Genomic DNA, 24,463 nt, shown 5'->3' on the forward strand with positions numbered 1-24,463 from the left:
TTAAGTTTAGGTATTTTAAAACGTTAACTCATTCTTTTAAGAACTTTATCGCCAACTTTACAAAAATGGTAATAATCAGGAAGTTTTTGAAATTTAGCATGTATAAAAGCTGATTCAGAAGAGCATCGGTCAGCTTGTTGCACAATATGCTCAATTGCATATCTCGCTTGATAGCCAGATGGCTTGGCTGCTAATAAACTGCTTAATAACTCCAGCAATTGCCTATTACGACTGCCTAGCTTCGCTAAAGGTTCAGCTAAGATAGCAAAGTTATAACCTTCGTGTGGTCCTGGTATGTAGCGATCGTTGGCTTGATGTAGCATGACAAATATTTTACCAATATCGTGAAATAAGCCAGCTACTAATGCAGCTTGGCATTCAATACTGGAATGATTTAAGTGTTTAGCATTATTAAATGCAATTTCAGCTACCTCTATACTGTGCTCAAATAATCCATGAGTATAAGAATGATGGTGGTTTAGGCTAGCCGGTGCTTGTATGAATTTTTGTAAAATGCTTTGTTTAGTTAAAATAAAATCAATAAAAGGCTGCAACTCACTGCATGTGACGAAGCTAAGTAGCTTAAAAAATCGTGCTATTAAATGCTCATTTGTATTATTTATCATCGAAGTTAAATTAAGGTACTGCTGTTCGTTACATTGAGAAAGTATAGGCTCTATATCACAAACAACATGATTACCCATTATATCGTGAGTTAACTGAAATTGAGCTAAGCCAGACACTATTTGGCATTTTCTAGCAATATCAGCAGATGTAATAGCGTAAATTATTTGCTTACTTATCAATAGCTCACAATTGGCTGTTGGCAAAGTACCATTAATATGTAAATTTTTTAACCAACCATAGATATAGTTATTCATAAGTAGCCTCTTCTTCAATGTTGGCATTTAGAAGTAGGCGGTCAAAAGCACTACCATCTTGTCGAGTATTGTTTGGAACATAACGGCTGTAAACTTCAAATAGCATTTTAGTGGTGCTGTGACCCATTTGTTTAGCTATCCATTCAGGGTTTTCACCAGCAGAAAGCCATAAGGTTGCGCATGTATGTCTTGTTTGATAAGGGCGTCTCCTCTTTAAAGAGAGCTCTTCTAGCGTTGGATACCACACCCTTTTAGTTATATTTCGATGGTCAAGAGGGTTACCTTTTTTATTACAAAAAACATAAGTGTTCTTACCAGTTATTTTGAATTGTGTTTTTAATGCATCAACAACAACTCTAGATAGCTGGATATTTCTATATGATGTGGCTGTTTTAGGTGTCTCAACATTGCCATCAACTAAGGTTTCATGAATAGTAATTTCATTTCGATCAAAGTTAACGTATTCCCACTTGAGGCCATCAATCTCTGCTGTTCGTATCGCAGTAAAAAAGCGAACGGTATAATAATTACGAAAATCACTTCTTACATACTTAAGAAATTGCTGAACTTCCTTGAGTGAAAAAGGTTCTATCTTGGTTTTAACTACTTTTAGTGGTTTTATATTGTTAAAAGGAGTTTGAAAATCATAACGTAATGACGCTTCTTTAAGTATGCCTCTAAGAGGTGTCATAACATGATTGATCCAATCATTACTCAATTGTTTTTTACTACTACGCTTAGGCTCTAATATGCCCGCGCGATATTTAATAATATGAGCACGGCTTATTTCATCAAGATTAAACTTGCCAAATTCAGGAATTAAATAACGCTCAAAGATCATAGACACATTTTTAAAATGACTAATTTTCCAATGAATTTTACTTTCTTCTAGCCACTCATAAGCAAATGCCTCGAAGTTAGGTACATTCTGTAAAATAACATCAGCTTTATTCGTTTCATTAGCTTTTATAGCTTCTATCTGGTCATCAAACAGTTTAAAAGCCTTGCAGCGGTTACTATTCGGAAACATATCTCGGTAAACAAAACGATCGAGCATAATTTGAATTTCAATATTTTCTAGAACTTTCTCAAGTTTGATACGATTAGCTTTTGTATCCTTGAGTAAGGTCTGCTCACGACATCGTATATTTTGATAATAAAAATCAAAAAACAACTTATCGTTTCGGCTTCTTACACTAGCCATAACATACACCTCCACTTGCGAGAGGAATGACAAATTCGCGCTCAGCTTTATACGTGGTGTTGTACATTTCTTCCATTACACTTTCTAAAAGGTAAAGTATTTTTCTTGATCCAAAAGGTCTAATGTAATGCTCACCCTCAAAAAAAACATTGTCTTTCAACTTACGGTTAATGTAATCTGGACTGAACTTAATAAAGCTTGAAAGTTCTTTAGCAGAAAGCAAAGTAAATTCATTTTTAATCATAAAAGTATCCTCACAAGAAACTAAAGTGATTAAATTATACGGAAAGTATCCTGTAAAGAAACTTTTTAAATAATTGGTTGTATTAAAATGATTGTTTATAACTTAAAGGAATTAATCGCAGCTAAGTCATTGAAAGAGGGACGTAAAATTACGTTAGATGAAGTTGCAAATGCCGCAGGAGTAAATAAAGCCGCGATGTCAAAAATGGCTAATAACAATAATTACTCAACAACTACGCGTACTTTGGATGCATTATGTGCTTACTTCGACTGCAAAATAGAAGAGATAATCACGTATAAAAAATAATTGGATCAAAATAAGTTCGTTGCTATATCAGTCTATACACCAGATAGAATATCTTGATAAATATCAGGCTTGTTCATTGCCTCAATATCACTACATTCTAAAGTGTGATTATAACTTTTAAACCAAAAAGGGAGATCCCTGTTTTCATAGAGTGATTTACCTACTTTGATAGCTCAAGATTTATTGACTTAATTTTTATCAATAAAGTTAAGTTGAAATCGAGGGTAGGCTACCTCAGCGTTAGGATAAATGTTAGTGACAAAAAATATCAGTTGATCAACAACAAGTCTGTCCGCACTTTTAATTTCGAGAAGATTGGCAACGTCAGCTTTTGTAAAAAGAGAGTTATTTACTAAGAACTTGTCTATTTCAGTTTTATAAGTTTTAGATTTGGCTGCTAATGTTTATTCAGTTATTTAATTTTTTTAAAATATTTCTAAACAGAGCGATAACCTTGCCTTAATTGAGCATTTTCATTACTCAGTGATTTATCCATTCTTATTACTCCTAGCTAAAATACACATATGTTTTAATCAGGTGTCGTTTCGAGAGTTACTTTTTTAGCATCAGCCTAAATTGATTTAGTAGTCAAGTGTTTTAATACTCTAGCTGCTTTGTTAGTAAGCGACTCAAGTAGAGGTAAAACATTCAAGTTACACTACTCCTAAGTCTTCAATATGTAAGGTTGATCTAAATTTAATTACAAAAACATTCAAACAGCTTACAAATGCAAACATATGATGTATATTATCTGTTGCACATAATAACAACAGTGTAAAAACCTGTTAACAGATAACGACCTCAACGGGAGAAAAATATGAGACAACATCTTTTAGGCTTCACACTAGCCCCCTTGTTTTTGCTTACAACAGCATGCTCACAACAAGAAAGCGTAGTTAAAGTTGATAACAATGAAACACAAAGCGCAACGCAAGATAACTACGAACAAGTTGCGATTCTAAAAATGGCAAAACTCAAAAAAATGATGCAACAAGCGCAAAGTAAGCAGATTGATGTAACACGTGAACAGAGTATTATTTGGTTTTCAGAACAATTTTTAAAGTTTGCCAATTGGGATGAAAATAATTATGACGCAGTCGTCAAATTATTTGGGTACGAGCGCCATTATGCCGCTGATAAAGAAAAGCTAGCAAAAGAGTTACCAAACTTTGAGCGCGAAAAAGTAATTCAAATTTTAGAGAAAGGCATTGAAGAGCTTGGTAAAGAGCTCGCAGGTGATATTAAACGTCGCCCAGTGAACAAGGTTGATTGGCAAAATACAAAAGCAGAAGATAATATGTTTGTGAGTAATGGCAAGCCTATCTTTTTGTATGATTACTTTTCAAAGAGTGTTGGTCAGCCACTTACAAATAAAGATATTTATAACGATCATTTAGGCGCGCTCTATCATGGCGGTGAAGATTTATACCCGGTAGATCACGACCGTGCCATTAATTCATTTTTAGTGCGTGAAGATGGCACTTTTGACGAAGAGTTAATGAAAGAGCTGACGCGTATCCCTGATACCAACATTGGTTTTTTAGTTTACTGGTTAATGGGTATTCCAAAGTGGGTTGAAGAGCAAGAGCCAGAAGTTAGAAAAGGCCGTTCGTTATTTACAGGATTCGATATTGATAACCCATTAGCGCGAGATCTTTGGGGTAAAATAATTCGTAAAACGGGTGAGCTTACTAAAGGCAAAAAAGTTACTGAAGTTGGGTTTGTATTAGCTAACGAGCCGCATTGGTACGCCGAAAAAGGCCACTGGACACAAAAATATGAAGAAATGACCAGCATCTCTTCATACACACTAAATAAGTTTAGAAGTTGGTTAGATAAAAAATACCAAGGTGATATTAACGAGCTAAATGAAAACTGGGGAACGCATTTTAGCCAGTTTGCAGATGTAGCTATTGAGATACCGATTGATCCTGCGATTAAAGGCGAGCCTAAGTGGTACGACTGGACGCGTTATAATATGGACAGAAGCACTGACTGGTTTACTTACGTTCAAAACGAACTGCATTCTGTAAATGAAGACGCTGATACCCATATAAAAATTATGCCGCGCATGTTTATGGACGATTCACGCTCTGGCGGTATTGATACCGAAGCATTAGCTGAGTTAACAACCATGGTAGGGCACGATGCTAAGTCGTTTGGTAGCGAAAATATTCGCCCAGGTAAGTCATCTAAGTGGATTGAAAAGTACGCATATAACTGGGGCATAGTTACTATGTTTCATGACTTTATGGAATCAGTTGCGCCGAATAAAATTAATGTAAATTCAGAGTCTCATTTTTTATCATCAGGTCAGTGGCGAGATTTAGACACACGTACAAGCTATGTACGTAGTGTTTATTGGCTTGCAACTTTACTTGGTATGGATGCCAATATGGGCTGGTTTTGGGCGCGTGATCCAGATGGTTCACCAGAGGATCGTTTAGAAGGCGATCTGGACTTTTTTGACCCAGGTCTTGGCGGTGCATTTGCGGGTTCTAACAATATGCAGCCACATGTAACTAACGAAGTTACCCAAGTAATGTTTGATCTTAATAGTTTTTCTGAGGAAATTGTTGAGCTTAGAGAGCAGCGTCGCCCACTTCGTTTGTTTTACTCTGAAACAACAGCAATTAATACAAACGACTATATGACAAAGGGCTACACACTTTACGAAAATTTATTTTTTGAAGGTTTCCCGCTTGGTTTTGCAACTAAAGATGTAATCGAAAAGCAAGACAATAACAATTGGGATGCAATACTGGTTTATCGCAATAACTTTGTTACAGATGAAGAATTTAAAGCGCTTCAAGGGTATTTAAACAAAGGTGGTACCGTTATTTTAGACTCAGCGCAAAGCTTGTCTTTAGACGAGTACGGGCATCCGCGTAAGGCTAAGTTAGTTGCCAGTAAAGGTAAGCTTATTGTTATGCCAAAAGGGGCCGATGTTGAAGCTATTAAACAAACTGCACTTGCAGAGGTTTCGGGTAGTACGCCTGATGTTGTTGTAAAAGTAGATAATGGTGAGTCATTTAAAACCACAACATGGCGTACTGTTAAGCAAGACAATGGTAGTTACCTGGTTAATATTTTAAATTTAGGCCACACAACAGCAACCGTTGATCTGTCGCTTAAAAATGGTAAATCTATTCATGTTAAAAACTTAATGACGAGCAATAAAATGAATACCAGCTTTGATATTCCTTCTGAGGGTGTCTTGCTTGTTGAAGTTACAGCTCAATAAATAGTTTTTTAGCGGGTACATACCTATGTGCTCGCTTTTCAATTAACACGATACATTAAGTTGTGGATAGTAAATGAAAACAAATAATAAGGTTAAACTAATAGCAATATCGTTGAGCTTAATCCTTGGTAGTGCAGGGGTTAATGCTCAGCCGATGCCTCATATTGCGCAACCAGGCGAAAATTGGGTTTTACAAACTGAACGCTCAGATGAGTTTGATATTAAAGATGCTGAAAAATGGAATTTTCAAACAGAAAACTACGGTGTTTGGTCTTGGAAAGATGAAAATGCCAGTGTTTCTGAAGGCATATTAAAACTAACCACTAAACGAGAAACGCATTTAAGAACGTTTTGGGATGGCTGTAATAAAACAAAAGTGCCTAATTATAGATTGTTTTACACTTCGGGAGTTGCTAAGTCTAGGGCAACAGGGAGTTACGGATATTATGAGGCACGTATAAAGGGTGCGGATAAATTTCCGGGAGTATCACCTGCATTTTGGATGTACAGCAAAATAGATCGTACTTTAACGAATGAAGGCGATGTGCAATATAGTGAAATAGATGTAGTTGAGTTAACTCAAAAACAGACGCTTCAGGAGTCGGACCACGACCTACATAATATTGTTATAAAAGATGGCGCACCCAAGTGGATGCGACCTGGTAGCTCGCCAGAAACAAACCATAATGGCTATCACTTACCATTTGATCCCAGTGAAGACTTTCATACTTATGGGGTTAATATAACCAAAGACGACATTACATGGTATGTAGATAACGTTCAGGTTGGCTATAAAAAGAATTTGTACTGGCACCGCGATATGAACTTAACATTATCGCAGGGCTTACGCGCACCGCATACACAATGGAAATGTAATCAATTTTATCCTTCAGATAATCAGTCTGCACAAGGTTTTCCAACATCAATGGAAATTGATTACGTGAGAACGTGGTTAAAGCAATAAAAACCCTAAAGCCCATTCTAATAAAGTGTAAATATTAGCCAAATTAAAATTTACTTGTTGCCAATATAAACATCATATGTTTATATTATTGAAATCAATTTTATGCTTTTATAATAAAGTACAGGCAGATTGCTAAAACACTGACGTAGCAATTTTTAGTTGTTTAAAAGGACACACACATGAACTTATTTAAAATAAAAATGGTGATGCTGTTAGGGTGCTGCACATTATTTGCTCCCAATTTATATGCAAAAGATGCAGAGCTGAAAAACTCTGAAGCCAAAAAGCCAAATGTGCTGATTTTACTGTTTGATGATATGCGCTTTGATACGTTTTCTTATCGTAATGGCCCAGTTTCAACGCCAAATATTGACGCATTAGCAAACGAAGGTACACGTTTTGATCAAGCGATGACATCTACTGGCTTATGCTCTCCTTCGCGCGCGGCTATGTTTACTGGACGCTGGGGACATAAAACGGGGCTTGACGATAACGTGGGGCTTTATCATTCTCGCCTTTCGGAGTTATCACTTAGTGAAGGCAGCGTAATTAAACGTGCAACAAGCGTAGGTTACGACGTAAGTTATGTAGGTAAATGGCACTTAGGTGCACAAGGCCCAGCACTGCGCGGTGCAAACTTTATGTGGGGGCACGATAAAGATGAAGAGCGTAATGGCCGTCCTTTTACGCCTTATGGTACACAAAAAAATGTTGCCCGTATGAATGCAGGTGAGCGCGATAAAAACGGCGAAAAGCACGATTACTACAAAACACTTCCGGGTACATACGCAGATACAGTAACAGCTAAAGAAGTAAACGAAGGCAAATTAATGCTGCAAAATGCGGCCAAATCAGACAAACCATTTTTTGGTATTGTTAGTTTTGAGCAACCTCATCCGCCGTACCGCGTACCAGAACCTTACGCCAGCATGTACGACTACAAAGACATAAAACTTCCTAAAAACTTTGGTATAGAACGTAAACATAAACCAATGGCACAAGATGATATTTGGTGGCCTTGGCACGATGTAAGCCACATGACTGAAACCGATTGGCGCAAAGCGCATAGTTTTTACTATGGTGCCATTGCCATGATTGATCACGCAGTTGGCGAGCTTATTAACACCGCCAAAGAAGAAGGTTTATACGACGACCTACACATTATTTTAGTAGGCGACCAAGGTAGTATGCTAGGCGAGCATAACCTTTATGACAAAGGCCCATATGCCTACGACGAATTAATGCGTATGCCACTTATTATTCGTGACCCTAGCCTTGAGCCTAAAATAATTAACCGCCAAGTGTCTATGCTAGACATAGCACCAACACTTCGCCAGTGGATGACACTACCCCTTGATGGCGACGAAGATGGGCGTTCACTTTTACCATTGATGAAACAAGGCGATAGTGCCGATGCTGGTAAAGATGATATTTCGTTATATGCCTACGAATGGTACAACGGCGGATGGTTTGGTATTAGAGCTATACGTACCCCTGAAATGAAATTTGTATGGAATCCAGGCGACAGCCGCGATGAATTATACGACTTAAAAAATGATCCGTACGAAATCACAAACCAAATAGATAATCCTAAATACAAAAAACAGCTTACTGATTTAGTGCATAAAATGGCAGGAGAGCTTAAGCGTATTGAAGACCCATCATTAACTAAATTTAATCACCACATGAAAGCTTTTTTATAGCCGAGTAATGCCCTTTGGTGGGCCTTAATTGGCCTGCTATTTTTTATTATCAAAATTGAGATTGGCACTATGAAAACACACACAAAATTATTGAGCGCTTTATCATCGCTTGCCTTATTAATTGGCTCTGCGGGCATACACGCAAGTGAACAAAAACCCAATATTATTCTTATTGTTGCAGATGACCTAGGTTATGCAGATGTTGGTTTTAATGGCTCTAAGGATATTATTACCCCAAATATTGATGATCTTGCTAAATCGGGTACTTCCTTTTCAGACGCTTACGTAGCGCACCCGTTTTGTGGCCCAAGCCGAGCGGCATTAATGACAGGTCGTTATCCTCATAAGATTGGCTCACAATTTAATTTACCGACACGCGGCTCAAACGTAGGCGTGCCTACTGACGCTAAGTTTATTAGTAAATTACTAAACGAAAATAACTATTTTACCGGTGCATTAGGTAAATGGCATATGGGCGATGCGCCGCAGTATCATCCAAATAAACGTGGTTTTGATGAATACTATGGATTTTTAGGCGGTGGGCATAATTATTTTCCTGACCAATATCAACTTCAGTATAAAAAGCAAAAGGCACAAGGCTTAAAAAATATTTTTGAGTACATTACTCCGCTTGAGCACAACGGCAAAGAAGTAAAAGAAACGCAGTACATTACTGATGCACTTTCGCGCGAAGCCGTTAATTTTGTAGGCAAAGCAGCGGACAAAAAAAATCCATTCTTTTTATATTTAGCTTACAACGCACCGCATGTGCCATTGCAAGCTAAAGATGAAGATATGGCGATGTTTCCTGATATAAAAAATAAAGACCGTAAAACATATGCAGGTATGGTTTACGCAGTTGACCGCGGCGTGGGTAAACTAGTAGAAACCCTGAAAAAAAATAATCAGTATGATAATACGCTTATCGTATTTATGAGCGATAACGGTGGCAAATTAAGTAAAGGCGCTAATAACTTCCCACTTAAAGCAGGTAAGGGCAGTACACAAGAAGGCGGTTTTAGAGTTCCTATGTTGTTTCATTGGCCTAAACATGTACCTGCGGGCAAGCGTTTTTCGCATCCTGTATCGGCACTTGACTTATACCCAACATTTGCAGCTTTAGCGGGCGCTAAAGTTGAAGAAAACCAACATTTAGATGGTACAAATATGTGGCCTGCATTTATTAAAAATGAAAACCCACATAAAGATGAGCCTATTTATGCACTTCGCCATCGTAAGGGTTACAGCGATGCTGCAATTCGTATGAACCAATGGAAAGCATTAAAAGTTAACCAGCAACCATGGCAGTTATTTAATATCGAAAACGATATTTCTGAAAAACACGATGTAAGTAAATCTAACAAAGCACTGTTAACCGACATGGTTCGCGAAATGGAAAAATGGAGCTGGGATAACCAACAGCCAAAATGGTTTCACGAAACGACTGAAGGTGCGAACTGGCGATTAGATGCCATGCCACGATTCGATAAAACGTTTAAAACAACTAAGTAAGTTTTATCAAATTCATGGAGACTTTATGAAAGTAAAAACAATTGTATGGCATGTTTCTTTGTTATGCATGGGCGCAAGCTTACTAGGTTGTCAACAAGCGAGTGCCCTAGCGGGTGCTCAGCTAACACCGGGTAAAACATTATTTACTGAGCAGCACCAAGCAATTAAATTAGAAAACAAAAATCGCCGTAAATGGGATAACGCATTAATAAGCGATTTAGACCACGACGGTTACCCAGATTTATTACTTACCGATCATGGTTATACCATTCGTTTGTATTGGAACAATAAAGGCGTTTACGACAAAGGGCGCGACCTTATTGTGGGTGATATGCACGGTATTGGCGTAGGCGATTACGACAAAGATGGCAAAATGGATATTTTGCTTTCACGTGGTGGTGGCTCTGGCGATAACGCGCGTAATGCTAAGTTATTTCACTTTAACAAAAGAGAAATTGTTGAAGGCGGTGAGTTTTCACCCAAACTGCCAACGTTGCGTGGGCGCACTAGTAAGTTTTTTGATGCCAATAACAACGGTCATTTAGATTTATTACTAATGGGATTCCCGCAGGCTAATAGCGGTAAACAAACCAGTAATTTTATTTATAAAAACGATGGTAGCGGCAATATAACCCACGCAGCTGATTTACCAAAAACTAATCGAGATGGTCAAAAAGTCCTTATTACCGACTTTAATAACGATAAAATTGACGATTTAGTGATTTACGGCGACGGTGCTTTACGTGTTTTAAAAGGCAATGGTGACTTTACCTTTAGTGACGTAACCGCCAATGTTTTACCTAATAAAATAATGGATGCGACGGGTGTTAGCGAAATCGATTTTGATAATGATGGTGACTTTGATTTATATATAAGTCGTGCTAACCCATTACAAGCAGGCGATACGTTTTTTGATGCTAAAAGCCACACATTTGGTTTTTACACCAAGCGTGGACCATTTAAATATGATGACTTACTTATTGGCGATACGCTTAATTTAGTTAACTACCAGTCACCTTATCCAAACCAAGATGTATTTGTAGGCGAAGGCACTTATAAATATAAATTTGAAGGTGAAAGGCACAGTGGTCAAAACGTCAATATTGTTAGCAGTAATGGCCTAGGCTGGGCCGATATCCAACCTAATAAAGGTTTGTATGTTGGTTATATAGGCAATGATAAATGGCGTATGGCGGGTAATACTTTTTCACCTACAACGGGTGTTGTAACCGGTGTTAAACATTATACGGTAAATAGAAAACCAATAGCTCCATCAGATTTGTTACTTAAAAATGAAAGTGGAAAATTTGTAGATGTGAGTGCTAAAGCTGGCATTAAAACAAATTTAAATACGACCGGCGTAAGTGTGGGAGATTTTAACAACAACGGCTACCAAGATTTGTTTGTTGTTAAACAAGGCAACTTGGTAACGCCTACATCGCAAATATTGTATTTAAATAATGGCGATAACACATTTAGCCAAGCGACTCATTCGGGATTAATAACAAACACCTTAGGTACCATTGGCTCAGGCGCAAATGTATTTGATTACAACTTAGACGGCCAGGTCGATATTATTATGAATAACGACAGAGGTCAGTGGCACTTATTTAGTAATCAAGCCAATAACAGTAATCACTATGCATTACTGCGTATAAGTAATTCACTTAAGCATAATGCAAGCCCAATTGGCGCTATAGCGACACTTAAAGGCTGTGGTAAAACCCTTACAAGGCGCGTGTCGCCTGATGCTGCACCTTATACACAATCATTTGATAATGTGGTTCATTTTGGTTTAGGCCAGTGCAACGAAATAGATAACGTAAGTGTGCGTTACAGCAATGGCGAAGTAATCAGTAAATCTAAGGTTGGGACAGATCAAGTAATCAATTTTTAATTACAACGTTTGATTACGACAAAGTTAACTATGAGAGGTAAAAAGCAAGGTTTGGTAACAAGCCTTGCTTTTTTTTCGCAAAAAATTAAGAGTAAAAGAGAGCAATAATGAATAAAAATAACATCACTCATCTTAAAAATAAATTAGCGGGTTTAGTGTGCTTATTTACTGTGTTTGGTTGCAGTACCCACACGGCTCAAAGCAATAATAAAAATATAAATAAAGGGGGAGAAAGTGCATCTTTAGCGTCTGTTAAAACGTCTAATACACTGCTTGAGAGTGCGAGTTTATTTGCATCACTCCCTGATTATTGCCCAACCCCAGACGCTTTTGCTGTCTCTCCTTCAGGAGAGCTTACTTTATCGTGTGTTAACTATGCCAATAAAGGGCTACAAGCGGGTGTGCTGGTTAATATTAATAATGATAAAACGTTTACTAAAATAGCCCAGTTGTCGGGGCCAAATAATAAAGGGAAGGGCCGTCCTATGGGCCTTGCCTATGCCCCCGATGGCTCGTTATTTATAGCCGATAACCAAGGTGCTGGCAAAGCTAGATTACTTAAACTCACCTTAAAAAATAACAAAGTCATCAATACTCAAATAGTAGCAAAAGGCATGAGTTCGCCAAATGGTGTGCGCTATCAAAATGGCTATATTTACGTAACTCAACTGCGTGTGCCAAGTAAAAATAAGACCGAGACTCTCAGCGGGATATATCGTTTTAAAGCTACAGATACCAATATATTAGTGACTAACAGTACAGATGATCCGCATTTATTGTTTTTGGCTAAAACAATTAATAAGCAACGTAAATTTGGACTTGATGGCTTAGTGTTTGACTCACAGGGTAACTTGTTTGTAACCAACCTAGGTGACGACTTAATTTATAAATTAACGTTTGATACAAACAACAACCTGCTTAGCCAAAGTACCTATGCAACACTTCCAAAAGGAAGTGGACCTGATGGCTTAACTATAGACCCTCAAGGTAATTTATATGCTGCAGGTTTTTTAACTAATCAAGTTATAAAAATTGATACAAACCAAAATGTAACCGTTATTGCATCGTACCCCGATAACAATTCAGAAAATGGTGAATTAGACCAACCCGCCGATATTATTTATTATAAAGGCTCTTTGCTTATGTCGAATTTTGACTTGCTTACAGGCCCAGGCATTATCAATACTGGGCATGGCAAACCTTATACGGTAAGTGAAATTAAGTTACATAATAAATAAGGTTTTAATTTAAGTTAAGCGCTTAAATTAGGTTCTTAAATTAAAATCGTGTGTATTGCCGTGTATGTATGAGCTTTAGGTTTATGGGTAATACATTTGGTTTACCGCTTTCAAAACTGCTGATTGGCAGCTTTTGATAGCTGTAAATACTCTAATGAGCATAAATTAATATTATAAACCCTCGTAAATTTCTTTCTGAACAACTCAATTTTGATCATTTTCAACAACATTTTTTATTTATTAATGGGGCTTTTGGGTCTCATTTTTTGTTTTGTATAAAACATAAAAATATCTACGTTACTTTCACTTAAATATTAATGAATTTAAATTGTTTAAAAACAGCGGTTTAAATTACTTCGTTTGAAAAAGAAACAAAAATGTAAAAATCAAAGTAAACGACTTGTAAATATAAACATCATATGTTTAACTTGATCGCAAGTTAAGCAAAGCTCTGAAACGAAATTAGGATACCAGGACGTTCATTCATTTTATCTGTGGCGCTTAACTAACAATAAAAATAGACAACATCATCACACACTGGCATTGAGAAAAACGATGCCGATAAACAGGAGAGCACACAATGCAGCATAACTTTAGGTTATCAGCAGTCTCTGCAGCTATTATTGCTTCGCTTATTTCATCATCTGCTTTTGCACAAGAAGATGAAGAAAAAGAGAAAATAAAACTACAAAAAGATATCGAAATAATTGAAGTCCAAGGGATCAAAAGTAGCTTACGAAAAGCGGTAAACGCAAAGCGCTTTTCCGACAACGTAAGTGACTCAATTCATGCTGAAGATGTAGGTAAATCAACAGATCAAAACATCGCTGATGCACTATCTAGAGTAACAGGGGTGAGTATTCAAGAAGAGGGCGGTGAAGGAACACGTATATCAATTCGTGGTGCCGGACCTTCTTTAAATCAAATATCAATGAATGGTGTCGCACTTACCGGTGGACTAAGTACCGATGGCTCTAGTGCGGGTGCTACTAACGATAACAGTGTTGATTTAAGCTCTTTTTCGTCAGATATATTGTCATCTATCGATGTAATTAAAACATCTTCTGCAGATAACGATGAAGGCTCACTCGGCGCAAGTGTTGTGCTTAGAACTGTAAAACCGCTAAATTTAAACAAACCACGTCGTTCTTTTACGGTTGAAGGGCGCTACAACGAGTTTTCTGATGAAAGTGACTCACGCATTAATTTTAGCTTTTCTGATAAATACTTCGACGACACCTTTGGCTTTATTATAACCGCCTCTAAAGATACCCAAAAAACACGACAAGATCGTATCAATACCGATTGGGCTAACGGCGCAATTCCTATTGTTGATTTAGATGATGCGACTGGCCGTACAGCACATGACACTGTTACAGGCAAAGCAATCAGGGTACTTGGCAATCAACGTGATGCTGATGGAAATAAGCTTTTTGGTGAAAATGGAGAAGCATTATTAAACCCACTGAGTTCACTTAATAATTACGACCCTGAAACGCAAATATTACATGAAGGTGATTTATTTGTTTTAGCGCGTGAGGTTATTGATTTTACATTAAATAATGACCAACGAGATCGCTTGTCAGTGTCTACAGGTTTTCAATACCAACCAACAGAGTCACTCGATATTCAGCTAGATGTAACTCATACAGAGCAAGATGTGTTAACCGACAGTCAACGACTACGTTTAAACATGGGACCTGTAACACCTTTAATTTATGCCGGTGATGACAATACAGCACTAAACGGGGTTGATTTATCGACCAATACCTTGCAGCAATCAAGTAGCCGCTCTACAGGTGGTAACTTTGTTCGCTCCTACGGACTTAGAGAAATTGATACTAATGTAGCGTCACTCGATATTGATTATCAGGTTACCGATTCATTAAATATGAATGTAAGAGCTGGTTTTTCTAAAACGACAGATGAAACACCAGACGATGATGAAAAAGACCGTTACATCTCTATTAGTACAGCCACATGGGGCACGGCAGGTCGTCAAATAGTTGAATCAATGCCCGATGGTAGCCACGAAATGGTTGGCTACGACTGTGGCAGCAATGGAGAATGTAGTTACTCAACTGGCGTTACTCCAGGGGAGTTTGATGCCTTTGATGGTACATCTAATGCGGTATACAGCCGTTTTAATCCATATGACATGCAGCACAATCACTTAGGTAGTTTAGTGCTTCGTAAAAACAAATTAGCGGATACAAACAAGTCGCTTTTTGTTGATTTTGACTATGCGCTTGATGGCGACTTTATTAGATCGCTTGAATTTGGAGTTAAGTGGTCAAATCGTAAAAAAGATGTCTCTATTCAAAATAGAGCAACCACAAATGGCAGTGATTTAATAGATTTAGAAGACCCTGATCAAGCGTTTGAAGTACGTGGGCTTGGTACAATTCGCTTAGCCGATATAGTGGCTGATAGTGCCTATCCTTACGATAATTTTGGTGAAGATATTCAATCAGATCGTTTTGCACAGTTTTTTAATGGCTGGCCGTTACTAGATGCCGAAAAAGCGCTTGAAATTGTTTCAGGTAAAGATGCAGGCGAAGTAGGTATACGAGAAACCATTACAGGCAGTCGTAATATTGAAACCGAAACAAAAGCCGCTTATTTTAAAGCAAACTTTGAGCTGATGGATGGCAAGCTAACAGGTAACTTAGGCCTTAGGTATGTAAAAGATGACACAACAGCAACAGGCGTAGGCGGTATTAACTATACGCGTTTTCCACAAATGGTTGATGCGTATAATTTGTTAGTTGAGCGTGGTTTAGCAAATACAAATTTAGATGCCTGCCCGGCAGCTGTTATGGGGGTCTCTGACACGGGTCAGCCTGATCATCGTTACACACCTACAAACGATGCTGAGCTACAAAACTGTTGGGCATGGCAAATCACTCATGCGTATAACCGCTCAAACCCAGCTACTTTCCCTGTTGATCCGCAAACGGGTCAGTTTGTAATTCCCGGGGCTGATGGCAACACCGGACTGGGTGTAAATCAGCAAGTGTTTGTAGATGAAAATGGCAACATTATAGCTAACAATGCATTACCTTCTTTAATTTACGACAGCAACGGAAATTTAGTTCCCACGTCAGCTAATGCATGGGCACACTTTGCAAGTAACGGACAAATTTGGCCATTTTTAGACAGAACAACTTCATTTACAGGAACACAAGGTAGCGGACGTGAAGTACAAGACCGCGTTGCTTGGGTAACTAAAAAAGGCGGACATGACGCTTATTTACCTAGCTTAAACTTAAATTATGCAGTTAACGAAGAAATGATTGCACGTTTTGCTGTTAGTAGAACCATGACGCGTCCTCGTTTTGATTCATTAAACCCACGTACACAAATTTTTGAGCAACAATGGGACTCTGCTAATGGCTCAGCAGGTAATGCAAATTTAAAACCGCTTAAATCAACCAATCTCGACTTGTCTTATGAGTGGTACTTTAGCGATTCAGGCTTGCTGTCGGCAGCGTTCTTTTACAAAGATATGAAAGACTTTGAAGAAACGGTGGTTGTTCCGTATCACTATAAAGACGTTAGGACCGAATACGATTTACAAACAGCCGATTTATTACTTGATTACGATGAGAATAGAGCACCAGGTGGCGAAGAAGATTGTATGCCACTTAGGCAAGTTGCAGGCTTTTTTGACCAATGGCGCATTGAATGTGACGTTGTAAACGTAACCACAGTAACCAATGGTAAAGGCGCAGATATTAAAGGTGTTGAACTAGGTTACAACCAAAACTATGACTTTTTACCAAGTTATTGGGGTGGCTTAGGTTTAAACATGAACTATACCTACCAAGATTCAGAATCTGATCGTCAGCAGGTAGGTAATACCGATATATTTTTAAAACCACTACCACAACCTTTCACTCCAAAGCATTCTCTAAATACAACACTGTATTGGGAACAAAAAGGGATTCAATTACGTTTAGCGAGTCGCTACACCGGGGATCAATTAGTTAACCGAGGTTTAGTTGGCGGCGCTACATGGCAAGAGGCAACCCATCGTTTGGACTTTAGCTCAAGTTATAAAATTAATAAAAACTTTAGCTTAACTTTTCAGGCACTTAACTTAACTGATGAAACTAACCGAATTTATTACACCAGTTCATTTAGTCGTAATGCGTTTGAAGCTAACTCGCAAGAGGTTGTGCTTGATGAAGGTAATGCAATTGAAGATGGCAGTGTGACTACTTCGCGTACAGCATCAGTTTGGAAAACAGGTCGTCAGTTCCGTGTTGGTCTTCGCGGTACCTTTTAATTGAGAAACTATTAGCAGCGGGCCACGTTAGGCGCGCTGCCTTACAAATCTTGGAGAGTAAGATGAAACATAACTTACTAATAAAAACAGCAATTAGCAGTATTATATTTTCAGTATTAACAGGGTGCGGCGGAACGGATGAAGGTTACGATCCGCAGTTTAAATCTGACTTAGCACTTGTAATCGATACCGCAGTGATCACGAGCACATTAAATGAAGAGTCCGGAGTTCAAGAAATTGATTTACTGCAAGGCGTAACAATCGACGGTAAACCAGCCTCTGAGTCAGGTGCAACCATAAACGTAAGTGAGTTAGAGTTTGTGGTTAATAATAATTTCACTACCCCACAAACAAGTGCTAATACTATTGCATCACACCGAATTTCACCTTTCACGCAATCAAGTGATAGCACTAAATTAGTTGTAAATACCGATGCGTTTTCGGCGGCATTAAGACAATGCGACCAAACCGATATAAGAGGCGCTTTAGATGGCGATGGTAACCCTATTGCTGATGGTAACTTAGACTTTCCGAGCCAAGTTATTTATAACATTACATATTCTATCAATAATGGTGCAGCTATTGCTGCGGGCGGCGCACTGCCTACACGTACATTACAATTAACTGTCAATGCGATTGATGATGTTGTAACTGAGGTAAATGTATCGCCGATTGAAATCCCTGCTGGTGGTCAAGCAAGTGTATTCGCATCAGCGATACCAAGTTACGCGTGTAACCCCGCACTTATTTATTCAATTGCAGATGAAGATATTGCAACCATTGATGAAAATGGCCTTATTAGCGCTAAAAATACCGGTGAAACGACTATTACAGCCACAAGTGTTGATAACCCCGAAGCTTCAGCAAGCGCCACACTTACAGTGACAGGTGCTTTTAGTCTTGCAATAACAAACGACGATAAAAACGAGTTAGGCGCTTCTTCAGGTAACAAGGACGTTCCAATCTGTGTGGCCAGTGGTGTAGAAGTACAGCCGGCTTTACTAAACGCAGAGTTAAGCGGCGAATATACTTTTGATTGGACACTTAACGATGAAGTTTCATTTACGAAAAGCTTAACCGCAAAAAGCGGCTTTGGAGAAGTACTTGCCGTTAAAGCACCTACAACAATAGACAGCCCAAATACGGTAACGGTTGAGCTTATTGATGGCGATACAGCAAGTACACCTTTATCACTTATTTCGCAAAAAAGTATTACGGTTAATACCGTTAATAACCAAATGTGTGAGCCGGGTGTGTCTGAACACGAAGCAGGCTTTAACACCGACTTTAACCTCAATGGTGAAGGCGCACCTTATAAAGGCAATGCCACTTATAGCGTATCGGCAACCTCTGTGTCGGGTAATGGTCGATCGCTTGAAATTACAGCGGGTACTGCTACTCAAGGTGAAGCGAATACACCGTACTCTTTTGCAACTCAGCAAGTTTGGAATAAACAACGCAACTGGTATAGCGCCAACTATGGGCGTGGTGCTGAGTCTGTTGGTAAAACATACCGTTATGCCGTGTGGGTTAAGTTAAATCAAGTGCCTGTTGAACCCGTTACGTTACGCCATGTGGTTGTACCGTGGGTTTATGACGGCATACCTGAGGATGCAAATGGATTTACAGGTCGTTACTCAGAAGCCGGCTTATTTAGCGCAGCACTCGCAGCTACTACGCAGTGGCAATACATCGAGTTTGTAGAGGATTCAACTAATCAACGGGACTGGGCTATTCCAGCTACATGGAGCTCAATTACCGATGTGTTTACCCTTTGGGAAGTGTATGGACTGCCAACGGGTGATTCAATCTTGATTGACGATTACGCAGTTACACGTACCGATATTATAAGTGAATAACAGCTTGACCAAATATTAGTTATTGCTGTTATTACTATTTATTCAGTAATGGCTATTTTAGCAACGATGTGCCGATTGAGGCACATAACTCACACGTTAAATAGGATTACCTATGAAATTCACACACACACAAAAGAAGAAAGTTACGTTTTGCACTCTTTTACTAAGTGCATCAATTAGTTCAGCTTACGCAGACTCAATTGGTAATAAAGCAGGGTATTTTACAAATACTATTACTAATACCGTAGAAGCGACAATCACTAATACGGGACAATGTGGTACTAGCAATAGTGCATCTACTCCAGGTCAATGTACTAATAAAATTATAAATGCACTCAATGCTGCATCAGCGGTTAGTGGTGTAGTAGTTATTAAAAAAGGTACTTATACTTTAAATCGCATTGTTATGCCCTCTAATGTTCGCCTTGAAATAGAACCCGATACTATTTTAAAAATGAATCAAAATATTTTGTTTGATTTTGGTAAAAGTGGCGGCAATGGAGCAAAAGCAGAAAATATTGAAATAACCACAACGGGTGCAAAAACAAATGCGACCCGAAATGACCGTTTTATTATTGATGTAAATACTAATACTATTTTTCAGGATAAACGGATGGTGAGAGTTGGTTATGCCGAAAATTTCTCTATTTCTCGTCTACATCAAAAAGATAACTTCTCGCAAACACCCAATATATTTTTAGTCGCAGATGATAATGGCCAACCAGGTGTTAAAACTGACGCTGGTGGTACTAATATAAATCGCAATGTTGTATTTAACTCAAGTTATGCTCGCATACCTAAAAAAGGTTATTTAGCTGACATCAGTGGAGAAAAAATAGCAACAGGGTATGCCGTTATTCAACCTTTTAGTGGCGAAGATTTATACTTTAAAAATATAAGCGGTGAGCGTGGTATTACAGTGCGCATAGAGCCTGGCAGTGGTTTAGTAACAGATCGCTTAAACCGAGCTGGTCCACGTATCGGTGCATACAGAAACATTATATTAGAAGATATTAGTAATACAGGTGGGTTTGCAGCCATATTTTTAAAACCGCATACAAAAATAAACGAAAACATAGAAATTAAAGGCACAACTGAAGGTAAAAATAGCACTTTTGTTATTTGGGCTGACTCAGGCAGTGCGCCGGTATGGGCTGATACGGACGACATAGGTTTTACGCGTGGATATTTTACTGACACTAAAATAGGCGGCACGGTAAAGCACATTGTTAGTAATAAAAACTTTAAGTCAGATATCACTAAAGCTGGTAGTTACTTTTTACCGCGAGAGGGTATTCGTGATACTGCATCAAATGGCTCTAACGGTAATTTTCAGTTGTTTAAATTGCCTCGCGATGGTTCAGGCGCTCGTTGGTTAGGTCAACCCATAGCACCAATTGCAGTAGTGTCTTCATATTCTCAAAGTGATGTAGGGAATGACTTAGTTAAGCGTTACGACAACCCTTTACTTACTGTTGATGGTGATATTGAAGCCCCAGCTCAAGCATCTGGACAAGATTTAGATGAAGGTAGCAATAACACACTAAGAAAGCGTTATAGAAAGTTTGGCGGTCGATACAACATTAAAATTAATGCTGCTATACAAGCTGACGCTACACTTGATTATTCATTATTAGGACTTAATGCAGGTGATATTACGCGTAATCGATCGACTATTTATCGCGAAAATGCCATTGATGGAACTAATCAAAATGGTGGCAGTATTAAAAGCGCCACCGATTTTATTACCAAATAACTGCGCCGTTTAATTTTAATCCCATAGTTAGTTTAGCTATGGGATTTTTGTTTTGAACTCGTAATTAGGGCGTGTTGATCTTTGGTGGGTGAATTTGCAGCAGACTGTTTGGTTTTTAGGCAAGGCAGAGTCTATGCAGTGTGGTTATTCCCCATAAATAGGCGATAACGCAGCATAAAGACCAAACATGCGCTGCCCTTTGGGGTCTTTCTAGGGACGATTAACTCTTTGTTGCTCGGTTTTTACTTAGCCCACTAGGTTACAAACCTCGCGCCGCGATTTAATCGCCCCTAGATTGAACAAATTTCAATCCACAAAGATCAACATGCCCTAAATATTCCCTAACATTAATTTTAAAATCTGATTTATAGGATGCAAAATTTTATATGAATACTTTACACATTAAAAAGCCAGCAATAAGTGTAATTGCTCTTAGTATGTTGATGTTTTTTGGTAGTAAGAGCGCTTCGGCTAATGAGTTACTACTGCCACTAACGGATCCCCAAAATGAAGGCGAGTGGGTTTTAAACACTCAAGTAAGTGATGAATTTGAAGCCAGCAGTATCGATGAAGAACGTTGGTACATTGTGGGTAAAATAGAAAACGGTAAACCTATTTATAAGCATCCAGATAATCCAAATAAAAAAGTATGGAAAGGCCGCGCACCTTCGCAATTTTCGGGTAATAACTACCGACTAGAAAATGGCAAACTAAAGCTAGAAACACGGTGGGAACCCGACTTTCCTTTTGAAGAAAAAATACATAAACCCGTGTTTGGCGATGCACTTAAATACGAAAACCTGACAACGGCATGCTTTATTGGCAGAAAGTCTTTTCAGTACGGATACATAGAAATTAAAAGCAAAGCCGCTGATGCGCAAGTGAGCAGTGCATTTTGGTCGATGGGCGAAAAGTTAGAAGTTGATTTTTTTGAATTATTTGGCGATTCGCTCGACCCTAAAAAAGATCACATAGACAGTGAATTATGGTGGTCAATCCGCGATTGGAATAAAAAGGTAATGGGCAAGCCCACTTACACAGAACGAAAAGACTTAGGTTTTAGAGTAGCCGATGACTTTCATGTGTATGGAATTGATTGGAGCGCCCAAGGAATTAAATACTATGTTGACGGTAAATTATTTAGCGAAGTATCTGCAGAACAAGCTGATGCCTGGGCAAAAGAGCATCGCGGGGTTGATAAAGGTTACGTAGCCACTAAGCCACTGTTTTTATGGCTTGATCAGGAGACTTTTCCTTGGCATGGCGTACCAAAAAGTAAAGAAGAGCTTGAACGTAATAGCCCTGAGGGCAAAAAAGATGATGGTGTGGTCGACTTTGAAATTGAATACATCCGTGTGTGGCAACAAAAACCATTACAGTCAGTTAAGTAAGGAGTGGGTTAAATGAAAAAAAATAGTAAGCCAGCAAACACGTTATTTTGTTTATCACTGATCGCTACAAGTGTTCTGCTTTATGGATGTAACACCACTCAAAGGGCAAGCAATGAAACGCTAAGCGACAACAGCAGTAATAAATTAATGTTTAGCGAATCGCACAATATCATACCTTTTGAGCCACTATCGCGTCGTAAATGGGACAGTGCGTTGATTGCAGACTTTGATAAAGACGGCTATCAAGATGTATTAATTACTGAGCATACCCACGCAGTAAAAATTTTTTGGAATAACAAAAACAATACCTTTTCAGCACCACAGATAATTATTAAAGGCGACACACACGGCGTGGCTGTTGCTGACTATGACTTAGATGGTCGTATGGATTTAATAATAGCCCAAGGCGGTGGTGGAGGCCTAAAACCGCGTTTACCTGTATCGTTTCAAATAAATCATGACCGTACTGTTGAAGGTGGAGAAACATTTGATGATTTTGAACGTACACGCGGACGTGCGGTTAAATTAATTGATGGTAATAACAGTGGCACTTTAGATTTAATGCTCTCTGCTTTTCCACTTAAAAAGCAAAAAAAGGGAGCTAATCATATATATAAAAACGAAGGGCATAATCAATTTAAGTTTGTCGATTACTTACCTACTGCAAAATGGCTTGGATATAAAGCCTTAGTTAGTGATTTTGATAATGACGGGCACGATGATTTATTTTTTTACGGTGGAGATGACATTGTTGCAGCGCAGAGTAAATCTGATTTAGGTTATAAAAATAAAAGTAAGGCTGTACTAGGAAATAATCGCAATATTAGCCATGTAAGCAGCATGACCGAAATCGACTTTGATAATGACGGTGACTTTGATTTATTTTTAACCCGCGCTAAACACCAATTTGAACAACACACTTTTTATGACGCTCAATCTCAAAATTTTGCTTTTTTTACTCGTAACGAAGCATTTAAATTTGAAGATTTTAAAATCGAAGGCAATTTTGAAATAGAAAACCTCCAAATGGCTTACCCCCATTTTAATGTGTTTATTGGCAAAAATAGTGCGCCTTTAACACTCGAAGGGCATGGCGGTAGTGAACGTACGGTACAGGTAACAAAAGAGCAAGCTGCTGGCTGGCCTAAAAAACTACATAAAAAAGGTTTATACATAGGTTACTTAGGTAACGATACTTGGCGCGTAGCGGGGGATACTAAATCGCCTACAGCGGGTGTTATTAAAAGAGTGACTAATTCACCCAAAGTAAAAGGGCTTGAGCCATTACCAGCGGTATTATTAGAAAACCAGCAAGGTAAATTTGTTGATGCAACAGCCAAACTCAATATTAATCTTAGCGAACCCACAACCAGTGCTGTAGCCGGGGATTTTAACAACGATGGTTGGAGTGACTTATTTGTATTACGTTATGGCAATCCGGCAAAAGCTAACGAGCAGCTACTGTATTTAAATCAGCAAGGTAAAGGTTTTGAGACTTTACAAGACCATGGTGTTATTTCAACTGAGCTTGGAGCAACAGGGGGTAGCGCACAGGCCTTTGATTACGATAATGACGGCGACCTTGACTTAATTTATTCAAACGAGCGCGGCCGTTGGCATTTATTTACCAACAACACAGCTTTAAACGCGCAGCATAATTTTTTAGTCACTAATATTGGTTACTCACCTAACGCTGGTGTGTCGGCATTGGGAGCTACTGCGACTATAAAAGCGTGTGGGCAAACTTATAAACGCGTTGTAGGCGCAACAGGTGCTGGCTTTTCACAAAGCGAAAACAGCAAGCTACACGTTGGTTTAGGTACGTGTACAAAGATAAATAATGTATCGGTTCGTTGGAGTAATAATGAGCATGTAGATATTAACAATGCAGTTATAAATGACGCTAACGGGGAGTTAGTTGGAAGAAAAGAGCCGCTGTAAGTAATTAAATGCAGATATAAAAATAGCGCTTA

At 38.5% G+C, this 24,463-nt stretch carries 15 protein-coding genes; 12 read left to right on the top strand and 3 right to left on the bottom strand.

Annotated features, from left to right (window positions below; genetic code table 11):
• Nucleotides 1-23: 23 nt before the first annotated feature.
• Genes GQR56_RS04345 through GQR56_RS04355 form a run of 3 tightly spaced genes read right to left on the bottom strand, consistent with a single transcriptional unit; the run spans nt 24 to nt 2,329 of the window.
• Nucleotides 24-881: a TraI domain-containing protein gene (locus GQR56_RS04345; protein WP_166109284.1), complete on the bottom strand. Its 858-nt coding sequence runs from the start codon at nt 879-881 to the stop codon at nt 24-26.
• Nucleotides 874-2,085: a site-specific integrase gene (locus GQR56_RS04350; RefSeq protein WP_024594201.1), complete on the bottom strand. Its 1,212-nt coding sequence runs from the start codon at nt 2,083-2,085 to the stop codon at nt 874-876. Before GQR56_RS04350 ends, GQR56_RS04345 begins: the two co-directional genes overlap by 8 nt.
• A complete protein-coding gene (locus tag GQR56_RS04355) occupies nt 2,078-2,329 on the bottom strand; it encodes a hypothetical protein (RefSeq protein WP_024594200.1) in 252 nt (83 codons plus the stop codon). Before GQR56_RS04355 ends, GQR56_RS04350 begins: the two co-directional genes overlap by 8 nt.
• An 87-nt stretch (nt 2,330-2,416) precedes the next feature.
• Here GQR56_RS04355 and GQR56_RS04360 point away from each other — a divergent pair, with 87 nt between their 5' ends.
• The 12 genes from GQR56_RS04360 to GQR56_RS04415 all read left to right on the top strand — a co-directional run bounded on the left by GQR56_RS04360 (nt 2,417) and on the right by GQR56_RS04415 (nt 24,431).
• Complete coding sequence (locus tag GQR56_RS04360; protein WP_024594199.1) at nt 2,417-2,635, top strand: helix-turn-helix transcriptional regulator; 219 nt, start codon at nt 2,417-2,419, stop codon at nt 2,633-2,635.
• Nucleotides 2,636-3,452: 817 nt separating this feature from the next.
• Nucleotides 3,453-5,879 (top strand): glycoside hydrolase family 42, encoded by a 2,427-nt coding sequence (locus tag GQR56_RS04365; RefSeq protein WP_024594198.1) that lies wholly within the window; start codon nt 3,453-3,455, stop codon nt 5,877-5,879.
• Nucleotides 5,880-5,952: 73 nt separating this feature from the next.
• The gene (locus GQR56_RS04370) at nt 5,953-6,843 is read left to right on the top strand and encodes a family 16 glycosylhydrolase (RefSeq protein ID WP_024594197.1); all 891 of its coding nucleotides are present in this window, start codon (nt 5,953-5,955) and stop codon (nt 6,841-6,843) included.
• 179 nt (nt 6,844-7,022) lie between these two features.
• On the top strand, nt 7,023-8,546 hold the full coding sequence (locus GQR56_RS04375; RefSeq protein WP_024594196.1) for a sulfatase-like hydrolase/transferase: 1,524 nt from the start codon (nt 7,023-7,025) through the stop codon (nt 8,544-8,546).
• 69 nt (nt 8,547-8,615) lie between these two features.
• Nucleotides 8,616-10,058, top strand: a complete 1,443-nt coding sequence (locus GQR56_RS04380; RefSeq protein ID WP_024594195.1) for a sulfatase-like hydrolase/transferase — start codon at nt 8,616-8,618, stop codon at nt 10,056-10,058.
• Between the two features lie 25 nt (nt 10,059-10,083).
• A complete protein-coding gene (locus GQR56_RS04385) occupies nt 10,084-11,955 on the top strand; it encodes a CRTAC1 family protein (protein ID WP_024613064.1) in 1,872 nt (623 codons plus the stop codon).
• A gap of 107 nt (nt 11,956-12,062) precedes the next feature.
• Nucleotides 12,063-13,193, top strand: coding sequence for an SMP-30/gluconolactonase/LRE family protein (locus tag GQR56_RS04390; protein ID WP_166109285.1), 1,131 nt, complete (start codon nt 12,063-12,065; stop codon nt 13,191-13,193).
• 580 nt (nt 13,194-13,773) lie between these two features.
• On the top strand, nt 13,774-17,484 hold the full coding sequence (locus tag GQR56_RS04395; protein WP_166109286.1) for a TonB-dependent receptor: 3,711 nt from the start codon (nt 13,774-13,776) through the stop codon (nt 17,482-17,484).
• A gap of 62 nt (nt 17,485-17,546) precedes the next feature.
• Nucleotides 17,547-19,343 carry an Ig-like domain-containing protein gene (locus GQR56_RS04400; protein ID WP_166109287.1) on the top strand — a complete coding sequence of 599 codons (1,797 nt, stop codon included), beginning with the start codon at nt 17,547-17,549 and terminating at the stop codon, nt 19,341-19,343.
• A 112-nt stretch (nt 19,344-19,455) separates the two neighbouring features.
• The gene (locus GQR56_RS04405; protein ID WP_024594191.1) at nt 19,456-21,099 is read left to right on the top strand and encodes a hypothetical protein; all 1,644 of its coding nucleotides are present in this window, start codon (nt 19,456-19,458) and stop codon (nt 21,097-21,099) included.
• A gap of 386 nt (nt 21,100-21,485) precedes the next feature.
• Nucleotides 21,486-22,490 (top strand): family 16 glycosylhydrolase, encoded by a 1,005-nt coding sequence (locus GQR56_RS04410; protein ID WP_231609347.1) that lies wholly within the window; start codon nt 21,486-21,488, stop codon nt 22,488-22,490.
• A gap of 12 nt (nt 22,491-22,502) precedes the next feature.
• Nucleotides 22,503-24,431 (top strand): CRTAC1 family protein, encoded by a 1,929-nt coding sequence (locus tag GQR56_RS04415; RefSeq protein ID WP_166109288.1) that lies wholly within the window; start codon nt 22,503-22,505, stop codon nt 24,429-24,431.
• The last annotated feature ends 32 nt before the right edge of the window (nt 24,432-24,463 follow it).

Source organism: Pseudoalteromonas sp. Z9A5 (genome assembly GCF_011378875.1).
GTDB lineage: Bacteria > Pseudomonadota > Gammaproteobacteria > Enterobacterales > Alteromonadaceae > Pseudoalteromonas.